The 12,425-nt window shown below is 72.8% G+C and carries 9 protein-coding genes; 4 read left to right on the top strand and 5 right to left on the bottom strand.

The annotated features are described in order from the left end of the window. Positions 1–69: 69 nt before the first annotated feature. Both POL25_RS44770 and POL25_RS40755 read right to left on the bottom strand, forming a co-directional pair. Positions 70–2,550, bottom strand: a complete 2,481-nt coding sequence (locus POL25_RS44770; RefSeq protein ID WP_272091827.1) for a type ISP restriction/modification enzyme — start codon at positions 2,548–2,550, stop codon at positions 70–72. A gap of 240 nt (positions 2,551–2,790) precedes the next feature. Further along, entirely contained in the window at positions 2,791–3,603 is an 813-nt protein-coding gene (locus tag POL25_RS40755; protein WP_272091828.1) for a metallophosphoesterase, read from the bottom strand. Between the two features lie 608 nt (positions 3,604–4,211). Between POL25_RS40755 and POL25_RS40760 the strand changes: the two genes are divergently transcribed. From POL25_RS40760 to POL25_RS40770, 3 genes are read left to right on the top strand one after another with little or no spacing between them, the layout of a single operon-like run. After that, on the top strand, positions 4,212–4,751 hold the full coding sequence (locus POL25_RS40760; RefSeq protein ID WP_272091829.1) for a hypothetical protein: 540 nt from the start codon (positions 4,212–4,214) through the stop codon (positions 4,749–4,751). Then, positions 4,748–5,992 carry a hypothetical protein gene (locus POL25_RS40765; RefSeq protein WP_272091830.1) on the top strand — a complete coding sequence of 415 codons (1,245 nt, stop codon included), beginning with the start codon at positions 4,748–4,750 and terminating at the stop codon, positions 5,990–5,992. Before POL25_RS40760 ends, POL25_RS40765 begins: the two co-directional genes overlap by 4 nt. A gap of 47 nt (positions 5,993–6,039) precedes the next feature. Beyond that, positions 6,040–7,647: a serine/threonine-protein kinase gene (locus POL25_RS40770; protein ID WP_272091831.1), complete on the top strand. Its 1,608-nt coding sequence runs from the start codon at positions 6,040–6,042 to the stop codon at positions 7,645–7,647. Between the two features lie 100 nt (positions 7,648–7,747). Here POL25_RS40770 and POL25_RS40775 read toward each other — a convergent pair whose 3' ends face one another. After that, positions 7,748–8,401 (bottom strand): RNA polymerase sigma factor, encoded by a 654-nt coding sequence (locus POL25_RS40775; RefSeq protein ID WP_272091832.1) that lies wholly within the window; start codon positions 8,399–8,401, stop codon positions 7,748–7,750. A 55-nt stretch (positions 8,402–8,456) separates the two neighbouring features. Further along, entirely contained in the window at positions 8,457–9,719 is a 1,263-nt protein-coding gene (locus POL25_RS40780; protein WP_272091833.1) for a hypothetical protein, read from the bottom strand. A gap of 638 nt (positions 9,720–10,357) precedes the next feature. Here POL25_RS40780 and POL25_RS40785 point away from each other — a divergent pair. After that, the gene (locus tag POL25_RS40785) at positions 10,358–11,488 is read left to right on the top strand and encodes a hypothetical protein (RefSeq protein ID WP_272091834.1); all 1,131 of its coding nucleotides are present in this window, start codon (positions 10,358–10,360) and stop codon (positions 11,486–11,488) included. 217 nt (positions 11,489–11,705) lie between these two features. On the opposite strand, the gene POL25_RS40790 is transcribed toward POL25_RS40785, so the two are convergent. Beyond that, positions 11,706–12,395 carry a glycosyltransferase family 2 protein gene (locus POL25_RS40790; RefSeq protein ID WP_272091835.1) on the bottom strand — a complete coding sequence of 230 codons (690 nt, stop codon included), beginning with the start codon at positions 12,393–12,395 and terminating at the stop codon, positions 11,706–11,708. Between the last annotated feature and the right edge of the window lie 30 nt (positions 12,396–12,425).

Raw genomic sequence — 12,425 nt, forward strand, 5'->3', positions numbered from 1 at the left:
TCCTCCGAGACATGTTCGATGTGCCATGCGACGAGCCCGTCCTCGACGGCTCGCCCGCAGCCCCTCATCTCACCCCGCCCGCCCGCGGACGAACGCCTCCGGCCACCCGCCGTGGCCCGCGATCGCCCGGTCCACCTCCGCCATCACCCCCAGCGTCGCCCGCAGCGCCGCCGCGAAGCTACGGTAGTGCCGCACATCCTCGGCGCTCAGCGTCGAGCCGCGGCGCGCCTTCAACCACTTCTCGCACGGCGCATAGCCCCCGACCTCGAATCGCCACACCTCCGCCGGCACGCCCGCGAACCCGCGGGTCCTTCTGCGGTCGACGAAGACATGTCCCTCGGACCACGTCACCTGCTCCACCGGCCCCGGCGGACCTGTCCATTCGGCCAGCCCCTCCTCGACCTCCGCCGTCTCGAGCAGCTGCAGCCCCGCCAGCCGCGCCCCCAGGCCCACCAGCGCCTCCACCAGCGCCGGCGCGGCCGCGATCGGCACCCGCGCGAAGTCCTCGCGGATCGCCGGCCCGTAGCGCGCGCGATACGTCGGGCTGTGCACGACCGCGAGCACGTAGTGCAGCACCGCCTCCGGCCCCAGCCCTCTCCCTGCCGCTCCGGCCAGCGCCCCCGCGAACTCAGGCCGCAAGTTGCTCGAGCGCGCCCCCTCGTCGCCGCGCAGGTACAGCGGCGCCAGGAAGTCCTGCCCGCGGTTGCCCAGATAAAACGTCCCGTGGCAGATCGGGTCGCGCGTCACCCCGAAGTGAGACACCCGCGGGCCGACGATCTGGCGGTTGTACACCAGCGCCAGGTTGTCGCCCGCGAGCATGTGCCGCATCACCGCCGCGCGCGGCCGGCCGAGGAACCCACCTGACTTTTCGGACATGTACGTCCAGCGCCAGTCGAACGGCCGGTAGAGGATCCGCCGCACCCGCTCCGGCGCCGGTCCGAGCGCCCGCAGCTCGGCCTGCGCCGCCGCCAGCGACCACGCCCCGTCGGCCGCGATCGCCAGGGCCTGCCGCGCCTCCGCCTCGCTCGCGCGCGCCAGCAGCTCGACCCGCGCCTGCAGCTCCGCCGCCGTCCAGCCGATGCACACCGGATCGTTCTTGCTCTGGATCCCCGAGCTGTGGACCGCGAAGATCTCGGGCAGCGACCACCAGCCCGCATACTCGCCGAGATCATCACATGTCTCATCGGACATGTCCCAGCGGTGATACGGCGCTCGCGCCTGGTGCGGCCGCAGCAGCGCCGCCAGCCCCGCCGGCTCGGCCAGCCGCGCCAGCTTGTCGGCCCGCCGGCCCCGCAGCGAGCAGCCGTCGTGCCCCGCCCCGCCGCCGCGACACAGCCACGCGATCGCCACTCCCTGCGTGATCGCAAACACGTTCTCGTCGACCACGTCGCCGCGCACGTCGCCGTGGAGGTCGACCACGCGCCGCCACGGGAACGTCGCCTGCAGGCTCGCTCGCATCCCGCGCTTGGCGATCCCCACCAGCAAATCGCGGTTGATTACCAGCCCCACCACCGCGCGCGGCACCTGCTCGGCCAACCACTCGGCCAGGCGCAGGAACTTCCACTCGTCGCGCAGCAGATCGCTCTTGGTCTCGCCGAGCCCCGACCTCCAGCGCTGCAGCTCCGCCACCAGCCACGGCGGCGCCGACGACGACGCCGCGTAGGGCGGGTTGCCGATCACCACCGTGAACCGCCGCGTCGGCGGCTCGGCCAACGCGTCGCCCCGGATCACGCCGAACGCCTCCTGCCCGCTCGACGCGTAACCACTGCGGATCAGCGCGTCCGCCAGCCGCAGCCGCGCGACCACCAGCGGCGCCAGCATCGGCTCGAACGCGTGAAGGCGCGGCAGCAGGTGCGCGGGCACGTAGGCCCGCCAGCGCTGCAGCACGGCGGGGTCGTCCCACCCGCGCGCGCCGAGCTGGCGACACCACCGGTCTTTCATCGTCCGCTCGATCGAGCGCACGCACGCCAGCACGAAGGCTCCGGTGCCGCACGCAAAATCGAGGATCGACACGAACGGCTGCGCCCCTGCCTCGCCCGTCACCTGCGCCCACGTGTCGGTGGCCGCCAGACCGTCGGCGAGCCCCAGCCGGGTGCGCAGCGCCTCGTCGACGCCGCTCACGATCGCCGTCACCAGCGCGCGCGGCGTGTAGAACACTCCGCCTCGCCGCCGCGCGCGCGGATCGAGGGCCGCCAGCAAGGGCTCGAAGAACGCCTCCGCCGCCGCCTCACCGCCGACCGGCGCGAGCGCGTCGAGTCGCCCCGCGAGTCGCGTCAACTCGTCCGCCAGCGGCCCCGTCAATCCCGCCAGCTCGCGCTGCAACCCGGCCGCCCGCGCCAGCTCGCGCGCCAGCGTCAGGGTCGCCTCACCACCTGTCTCTTCGGACAGCACACGCGCAGTGAACAGCGCCGCCACCAGCGCCGCCGCCTGGGCCTCGACCTCGTGCTCCCCCGTCAGTCGGGCCAGCCGCGGCTGCAGCGCGCGAACCTCCGCCGCCAACATCGGCGCCAGCGCCCCGGCCCTCCCGCTGGCGCCCGCACGCCGTCCCACCCAGGCAGCCTAACCGAAGCCGCAGCCACCGACAACGCTCACCCCGCCCGCCGAGTGGACCTCGCGGACAGGTTCAAAAGGACATATCCGTCGCCGCCGGCCCGCCGCCGAAACGCCCCTCGAAGGACATGTTCCAAAGGACATGTCCTTCGAGGCCACGGCGCTCAAGCCACACGCCGCACAGCTCCGCCCACGAGCACATGCTCTTAAAAACCATCTCCGCCGCCACGGCCTCGCCGCTCACGCCGGATGGACGCGCCGGATCTCGTGGCCGTCGCGCAGGTCCGCCACCGAGTGGTACCTCGAGGACAGGTTTAACAGGACATACCGCTTGTGCGACCGCGGCGCCCCGAAGATCACCGGACAGGCCTGCCGCAGCCCGCCCGCGAAGAAACCCTCCTCGTCGCGGTCGTGGCCGTGGATCACCAGCGACACCGGCACCGCGCTGGCCGACACTCGCGCCAGCAGCCGCGCCGTCACCTCCTCGCGCTGCCCGTAGCTGCAGAGGAACGTCGCCAGCAGGTGGCGGCGATATGGATCGTTGTCGCGCGGCGACAGCCGCACCCCGTCGAGATCGTCGAACTGTTGCAGCCGGTCGTCGGGCGAGCCGTGCGACAGCAGCACCCCGCACGGCGCCGCGATCGCCAGCAGGGCCGGCTCGAACAGCGCCCGCAGGTCGGCCAGCTGGGCCGGTGAGCAGCGACCCTCGAGCGCCGCCACCTCGTCGGCGTGGAACTTCGTCGTCCGCGGTCCGCCGACGTGCCCGTGGTCGTGGTTGCCGAGCACGTAGTGGACCCGGCCCGGATAAGCGCGCTGCAGCTCGAGGATGCCCGCCACGATCTCGGCGGACATGTCCGAATAGTCATAAAGCTCGGGTCGGCGCCCGCGCGCCTCGTCGCTGGGCCCGTGGACCGTGTCGCCGAGGATCGCCCAGTGCGTCGCCGGATCGACCGTGATGCCCGAGATGAAGTGCTCGCGCAGCGCCAAGAAGTCGTCCCAGCACCCGTGGAGATCGGTGCTGATGATCAACGCGCCGCGCGACGGCAGAATCACGGTCCTACGCACCATCTTCGCCGCGCCGATGATACACGAGAACCTCTGCGCTGCGACCGCGCGGGTCCGCGCCCGGACCGCGTGCGACGAGGCGCGAGCACGTGGTCGTTCGCGAGGCCTGGACACCACGAGCGCACGCGCACTGTCGAAGTAAAGATCGCATCGCCAAATTCTCGTTCGTCTGGCCACCGCCCGCGGATCTGCGAATCGCTATGCGCTTCAGATCACCGGCGCGCCACGAGTCGATGTCCCTTCGCGCTTGCGACAGCGAGATCGGAACATACGCCAACGTGGCTCGAGCAAGCCCTCGCACATCAACGCGGTTGCGTCCTCGAATTGAAGTCGCCGCGCGTGGCAGCGATTCAAAGCACTACCCTCGTTCTCGTCATCATGCGCCGCGAAGACCGCGTGCGCGCGGCCACTTCGCTCCCGGTGTCCCCGTACCGGGTGACCTCTCACCGCGACCCCGGGAGCCGTCATGCGCGCCCGCTCCTCCCTCGCGGCGCCACGCCCACGCTGACTGCGAGCGTGCTCGATGTGCGCCCGAGAGCGCTGCGTCCCCACAGTCCGCTTGTCCGTGCCGGCCGCCCCGCGCTATCCTCGCGGCCATGCGAAACGCCGCGCGAGTGGGCCTGTGCGTCGTGCTGTTCGGCCTCGTGAGCGCCGTCGCGGCCTGCTTCAAGGCCGACTTTTTGCTCGGCGCCGTGTGCAACCGCGACAACGCCTGCGGCAGGGACCAGGGCCTGTGCTGCTCCGGGTTCCGCTGTCGGCCTGCCCCCGAGCACTGCGAGCGCGGCGAGAACGAGGACACCAGCTACGCGCTCGCCTACTCGCCCTGCGTCTCCGACGAAGACTGTCACGCCTTCGGCATGCCGCGCTGCGTCCACCGCGACGGCGCCGACCAGGGCTTCTGCGCCGACCTCTGCGAGGGCATCGCCAGCAACTGCGAGAAGCACCCGCAGTCGGACAGCCTCGTCTGCCTCGACGTCGAGGGCCAGCCGCTGTGCGCCCTCCGCTGCTGCAGCGCCGGCTGCGTCGCCGACACCGACGGCGCCACCTGCCCCGGTCAGGGCGTGTGTCCCGCGCCGTGCCCCGACGACATGGCCTGCCTCGACGACGTATGCGTGCCGGTCAAGGGATCGCCGTGAGCGCGCGGCGATCGCCGATCGGTCTGCCGGCCAAGACCTGCCCGCCCGCGGTCCGCCGACCGAGCGCTGCCCTCGCCGCCGCGCTCGCGCTCCACCTGTCCTTCGAGACACATCTGGCCCACGCCGCCGACCTGTCCCTCAGGACATCCGCCTCCACCCCGGACTTGTCCGCCGCGCCATCTCCCGCCCGCGCCGCCGACCTGTCCCTCAGGACATCCACATCCACCCACGACCTGTCCGCTGCGCCATCTCCCGCCCGCGCCGCCGACCTGTCCTTCAGGACATCCAACTCCACCACGAGCCTGTCCTTCGCGACGATTCCCGCCCCGCGACACCTCGCCCGGGCCACCCTCCCGGCCCCCGCGTCTTCCCTGCACCTGTCCCTCGAGACAGCCCCGCCCTCGCCCCGCGACCTCGCCTACGAGCAGGGCCAGGCGGCCAAGGAGGCCGCCGACGACCCCCGCGCCGCCGACGAGTTCGCCCGCGCCTACCGCCTCACGCCCCCGGGCGAGACCGGCCCGCGGCTGATGCTCCTGCGCGAGAGCGTCGACGCCCGCCTGCGCGCCCACGAGCGCGGCGCTCCTGCGCCTGAGCAGCTGTGCCCGGCCCGCGCCCTGCTGCGCGAGCACCTCGCCGGCGCCGACCCACTCACCGACGAGCGCTCCCGGCTCGCGCGCGTCGAGCAGGGCCTCGGCGCCGTCGACTGCGACGCCCCCGACCGACCTGTCCCTCAGGACATCCCCACCGATCCTCCGCGGGCCCCCGCCGAGGGCCCGCCCCCGGGCCCCGTATCACCTGCCCCACCGGACAGCTCGTCTCCCGCCGACGCCCCGCCATCGCCTGTCCCCATGGACATGTCCTCGAGGTCACCCGCGTCGACCCGCGGTCGCGGCCTGCGGATCGCCGGCGCGGCCGCGCTCGGCCTCGGCGCGGCCGCGCTCGTGCCGATGAGCGTCGGGATCGCCCTCGCCCGCGACGCCACGCGCGACGGCCGGCACTACTGCTGGGGCAGAGAATTCGCCTGCGACGGCGGCATCGACCCGCAGGTCGATGACATCCTGAAGCGCGGCTACAAGGCCGACACCCTCGTCAAGATCGCCGCCCCCGTCGCCGGCATCGCCCTGCTCACCGGCGCCGTCCTGCTCGGCGTCGGCCTGGCCATGCGCGCGCGGGCCCCCGTCGCCGTCGCCCCGCGCCTCGGCCCCGGGACCCTCGGCCTCGGGCTCCAGGGCCGCTTCTGACGGCCTCCGCGGCCGCGCGTGTTAGACTCGCGCCCCGCAGGCGACGCGTGGAGGAGGCAGGCGACAGCACGTTCCCGAACTGGCCCGAGCTGCGGCGCCTCTTCACCTACGACGAGCTCGTCGGCAAGGTGCTCCAGGGCCGCTACGAGGTCGTGCGCCGGCTCGGCGCCGGCGGCATGGGCGTGGTGTTCCTCGCCCGTCACGTCCACCTCGACAAGCTGTTCGCGCTCAAGATCATCAGCGCCCGCTACCTCGACGAGCCGGAGATCGGTCGCCGCTTCTTGCTCGAGGCCCAGGCCGCCTCGAAGATCGATCACCCCAACGTGGTCGGCATCACCGACTTCGGCCCGCCCGAGGCCGGCCCGACCTTCTTCGTCATGGAGTACCTCGAGGGCGAGGACCTCGCGCGCACGCTCGCCCGCGAGGGCCCGCTGGCCTGGCCCCGCGCGCTCCACATCGTCACCCAGATCGCCCGCGCGCTGGTGGCCGCCCACCAGCGCGGCGTCGTCCACCGCGACATCAAGCCGCAAAATTGCCTCCGCGTCGGCCGCGACGGCGACCCCGACTTCATCAAGGTCCTCGACTTCGGCCTCGCCAAGATCCTCTCGGCCACCCACAAGAGCACGTGGACCGTGGGCGGCTCCCCCGGCTACATCGCCCCCGAGATCTACCGCGGCGGCCGCACCGATCACCGCGTCGACATCTTCGCCCTCGGCGTCGTCCTCCACACCCTCCTGCTCGGCCGCCTGCCCGCGCAGTCCCCCGGCGACGTCGAGCTGCCGCCGCACGCCCCCGTCCTCCACACCGCCGACCTGCCGCCGCCGCTGCGCGCCATCATCGACCGCGCCACCGCCGAGGACCCCGAGCGCCGCTACCCCTCGGCCGACGCCCTGCTGGCCGCACTCACCGAGGCGCGCGCCACCATCTCCAGTCCCTCGGGACATGCTCTTAAAGACATGCCCGAAAGGCCACGTCCTGCTCGCCGCCGCGGCTTGCTCCTCGCCGCCTCGCTCGGCGGCGCGCTGGCGGTAGCGATCGCGGTCGCCAGCACCCGCGAGGCCTCCGGAGACGCGGCCCAGCGCGCGAGCGAGCCCGCGGGCGCACGCATGGACACCAGCGAGGCGCGAGAGGCCCCGGCGGACACCGTCGCGGGCATCCCCGAAGCCCCGGCCGGCTCAGCGAAGGATCCGGCCGTCGCGTCGAGCAGCGGTGAATCGCCCGCCGCACCTGCAACCTCCGCCCCCCTGGCTGCGGGCCCCTCCGCCGCTACACGCCCGCCCGAACCCGCGACCTCCGCCGCGACCCCGGCTGCCCTCGAGGACATGTCCGAAGCGACATTACCCGTCCCACCCGCCTCCGGGACCGACACGCCCCGCCCCGCGAAGCCGCTCGCGCCGTTCGACCCCGCCGCCGCAAAGGCCCAGCTCGAGCGCCGCGCCGCCGACGTGCGCGCCTGCAAGGCCGACTCGAGCTTTCGCACCATGACCACGACCGTCCGGCTCGCCGGCACCGTCTCCGTCTCGCCCCGGGGCAAGGCGACCGTGACCCTGCCGCCCGGCTACGACGTGAGCCCCTGCCTGGCGCGCCTGGTCGCGGGCACCCGCTTCCGCCCCAGCCTCGACGGCGGCGAGTTCGCCTTCACCTTCCTGCTGTGACGAGACCTGTCTTCAAGAACATGTCTGCGAGGACATGCCCTTTCGGCCATGCCCGCTTCGACATGCCCCGAAGCGCATGCCCTGAAGGACAGCCCGCCTCTCACCCCGGCGCCGGCCCCAGGCCCATGCGCGCCAGCTGGGCGTCGAGCCGCTCCTTCGCCACCCGCAGCCGGCTCTTGGCCGTGTTCTTCGGGATCTCGAACACCGCCGCGATCTCGGCGCTCGTCATCTCTTGCGCGTAGCGGAGCTCGAGCAAGATCTGCACGTCGAGCGGCAGCTTGCGCAGCGCCGTCGAGAGGCGCTCCAGCTTCGCGTGCGCCGACGCCACCCGGCTCGGCGACGGCGACAGGTCCTCGAGCGACGACAGGCTCGGGTCGAACTGGGCCGCGCGGGTCTTCTTGCGGTAGTGCGCGAACAGGACGAAGCGCGCCGTCCCGTAGAGATAGGCGCGGAACGTCGCCGCGATCGGCTCGCCGTGGGCCACCACCTCGCCCGGCACGACGAAGCGGTCGCGCGCGTGCGTCAGCGCCTCCCACGTCTGCTGCGCCAGGTCGTCGACCTCGAAGTCGCGCACCTTGTCGGCGAAGAAGCGGACCACGTGCGGCCCGTAGTGGCGCACCAGCCCGTCGCCGGCGCGCGCGTCTCCGGCCCGCCAGGCCGTCAACAGCGCCAGGTCCTGGTCGTTGCGGGCCATCGCCGCCGCGCGCGGGCCCCCGGCCTCGACCTGGTCTTCGGGTCTCGTGGGATCGGGCATGCGGAGCGGGTCGCGAGGATCGCACGACCCGCCCCGGCCTCCAAGGGCCTGCCGCTCAGCCGCCGGCCAGCGCCGCGCTGATCTCGCCCACCGCCGACACGCTCCCGCTCAGCGCCCCCGTGCCGCTCTGGAGCAGCGAGCCCAGGCTCTCGAGCTCGGCCACGGCGCAGACGATCCCCACGCTGGCCCGCAGGCTGAGGTCGCCGGCGAAGTCCGCCTGCACCGAGGACACCAGCCCCACCGCCGCGTCGCCCAGCCCGGCGCCCGCCTCGAGCACCAGCTTCGCGCGCGCGCTCGCGGCCAGCAGGCCGGCGTAGCGCACGCGGAAGCCCTCGACCCACGCCTTGAACTGCGCCTGCTCGAGCTCGTCGTCGAAGCCCGCCTCCCACTGCCACAGGATCTCGAGCGCCGGCGGCGTGCACTGAGCCTGCAGCTTCGCCTCGGCCTCCACGCTCGCCTCGCACTCCGCCTTGGCCTTCGGCGGCACCACCTCGCCGTCGCACGAGCCGTCGCAGCTGGCGCTCGCGTCGGCCGCGGCCTGGCAGCGCACCTCGGCGCCCGCCTCGCACCCGCCGTCCGGCGCCTCGTACTCGCACGAGCCCTGGCACTCGCCGTCGCACGCGGCCCCGGCCTTGAGCTCGCACGAGCCCGTGCACGAGCCCACGCACTCGCCCGCGCACTGACCGTCGGCTCCACGCACCGTGCAGTCGCCCTCGCACCCGCCGTTGCACGTGCCGTTGCACTGCAGGTCGCCCTCGAGCTTGCACGTGCCGCTGCACGTGCCGCTGCACTTCAGCTCCGGCGCCGTGCCCTTGCACATCACCTTGGCCGACGCGTCGCAGCTGGCCGAAGCGCTGGCGTCGACGGTGCACGTGCCCTTGCACTCGACCGACACCATCCCCGGATCGATCTCCGCGTCACACTTGGCCGACGCGTCGATCGCCACCTTCGCGTCGACGGTGCAGCGCGGCGGCGCGTACTTCACCTTGAGCCCGCCTTCGGTCGCGGCGTCGAACTTGGCCGCCAGCGCCGCCCGGATGTCCGCCGCGCTCGCGCCTGCGTCCAGATCGAGCGACACCGCGAGCGACCGCAGCTCGGCGTCGACCCCGGCCTTGACCTCGAGCGCTGCCTTGTCGAACCCGACCACCGCGGCGAAGAACGCGTCGACGCTGGCGAGGCCCGAGATCGAAGCGTTGCCCTCGGCGAGCCCCTCGACGGGGCAACCGAGGTCGCAGAAGTCGGTCCCTGGGTTTTCCACGCAGCCGACCGTCACCGCCGCAGTGAGGAAGCCGAGGCCGAGCATGGAACCATGGATCATTCGGAACATGTTCATTGTCTCCTGTCGCGAAGTTTTCGTCGTCGAGGCATGACCGACCTGACCTCGAGGACAGGCGATGGGAGGACGATCGCCCGGCCTGGATCGCAGGCGCCGGTCTTGCGCGTTGGCCCAGAGGTGTCGCTACCCGCCCGCGGGGATCGAACTTTTTTCGCGCGCCCGAAAAATCCCCCTGGCGCGGATCTGCACATCCGCCCCAGCGGGCCTCCCGGACCCCTCCCGGTCGCCATGGCGCATCCGTAGATCGCCGGCGCTCGGCCCGCGTGCCGCTCGCGTCCCTGGCCTGACCTGTCCTCACGACCAGGTGCCCAGCGCCCGCCCCCGCCGCGAGCATCGAAGTCCGGCTGCGCCCGTCCTCGTTCGCACGAGCAGCCGCGACACGTGGCATTCAGAGCCGCACGAGCCGTGATCACCGCTCTCTGTGAACGGTCGTCGCCATCCCTACACACTCACTTCGCTGTCGCACCGAGGTGACTCCCCCTCGCGGAACCCACGATGATTTGTCCTTCAAGACATGTCCGTACGAACATGTCCCATCGTCCATCGTGGCCTCGCGGCCCCAGCGGCGCCGCAGCCGCGACAGGTGGCGCTGCACGGCGGGCTCGGCGATACTCCCGGCCATGAAGGCCACCTTCCGCACCTCCCTCGGGTTCTGCGTCCTCCTGCTCGCCTGCGACTCTGCTGCCGAAGGCGGCGGCAAGGTCGAGGCCAAGGCCGACGCCAAGGCCGACATCAAGCTCGACACCAAGGCCGTCGCCGATGCGGCCGCCAAGGCGCAGGCCGACGCCGACGCCGACGCCAGGGCGGCCGCCGTCGCCGTCGCGCAGGTGACCATCCCCACGCTCAAGACCGTCGCCGAAGTCGAGGCCGCGCTCGGCACCAAGATCGTGCTGAAGCCCGCCGACCTCGACCTCAAGGGCGTCGTCGAGCTGCTCGCGAAGGGCGAGATCAAGACCGCCGCCGAGCTCGAGCTGTTCCTCAACGCCCCCGGCGCCGCCGCCCACCGCGTCGACTTCGACGCTGACGGCAAGCTCGACTACTTGCAGGTCGTCGAGGTCAGGCTCGGCGGCAACGTCGACTTCGAGCTGCGCGCCGTCCCCTCGAGCAAGCTCGACGCCTCGCTCGCGGTGCTCGTCGCCACCCTGGCGACCGTGCGCGCCGAGGCCGAGGGCGCGCTCAAGGTCGTCGCCAGCTACTCTGCCGCGGTCGAAGGCGGCGCCGAATTCAAGCTCGAGCGCGACTTCAAGGCCGACTTCAAGGCCGACGGCGTGGTCCTGGCCGACGCGGGCGCCGGCGCCTTCTTCGGCTGGGCCCTCGACGTCAAGCGCCCGGCCTACGTCAGCGCCCACGTCTCGCCGCTCGACATCCAGATCGCCGCCGACGGGGCCGCGCAGTTCGCCGGCGACGTCTCGGCCTCGCTGGCCGCCGCCCACCTCGCGGCCCTGCGCGCCGCGATCAAGGTCGAGGCCCTGGCGCTGGCCGCCGTCGACGTGCCCAAGATCGACATCACCCCGCCGAAGGTCGACGTCAAGGGCGTCGCCAAGGCCAAGGCCGGCCTCGACGTCGATCACTCGGCCAAGGCCGAGAGCTCGATCAAGGTCGGCTCGGGCGGCGGCGTCAACGTCGGCAGCGGCGGGATCAAGGTCGGCGGCAGCGCCGGCATCTCCGTGGGCGGCGGCGGCGGCGTCTCGGTCGGCGGCGGCGGCAGCGGCAAGGGCAAGGCCGGCGCCGGCATCAAGATCGGCAAGTGAAGCGCCGCGAGAGCGCTGGCCCTCGCCCCGGGCGATGCCGGCGCTCTCGCCATGCTCGAGCGCGGCGTGCGACTGGACGCGCACCGGCGAGCGCCTGCATCCCGCGCTCCACACCAGCGCCATGCCCGATGGGGCATGTCCGTCCAGACATGCCCCCTCCGACATGTCCTTCAGCACCTTCTCTTTCGGACATGCCTTTTTAAGCCATGTCCGGAGGCTACCCCATGATCCGGCGGACCAGCAGGTCGGACAGGATGCTGAGCGCGTCCAGCGTCGACTGGCCCTTGCGGCGCGACCATTCCGTGTAGCGGATCGTCACCGGCACCTCGACGAAGCGCAGGCGCAGGCGGCGGATCTCGTGCAGGATCTCCGACGCGTGGGCCATCCGGTTCTGCGTGATCCGCAGCGCCCGCGCGGCCGGGGCCGTGAACGCCCGCAGCCCGTTGTGCGTATCGGTGAGGTCGAGCCCCGCCGCCGCCCGGGTGAACGCCGTCGCCAGGCGCAGCAACATGCGCCGGCCCTGCGGCATGTCGATCGTCCCGCCGAGGAAGCGCGAGCCGAGGGCCACGTCGGCGCGGCCCTCCGCCAGCGGCGCCACCAGGGCCGCGACGTCCTCCGCGCGGTGCTGGCCGTCGCCGTCGAACGTCACCACGTAGCGGGCCCCACGGGCCAGCGCCAGCTCGATGCCGGTCTGCAGGGCCGCGCCCTGGCCGAGGTTGACCGCGTGCCGCACCACCGTCGCCCCGGTGACCTCGAGGCGCGCCGCGGTGTCGTCGCTCGAGCCGTCGTCGACCGCGATCACGTGCGGCCAGGCTCGCCGCAGCTCGGCCAGCACCTCGCCGATCACCGGCCCCTCGTTGAAACAGGGCACCACGATCGTCACGTCCGCGGGCGAGGCCGGCGCCATCGCGGCGCATTGTCGGGCCAGCGCGACCGC

The organism is Nannocystis bainbridge (genome assembly GCF_028368995.1).
In the GTDB taxonomy this organism is placed as follows: Bacteria; Myxococcota_A; Polyangia; order Nannocystales; family Nannocystaceae; genus Nannocystis; species Nannocystis bainbridge.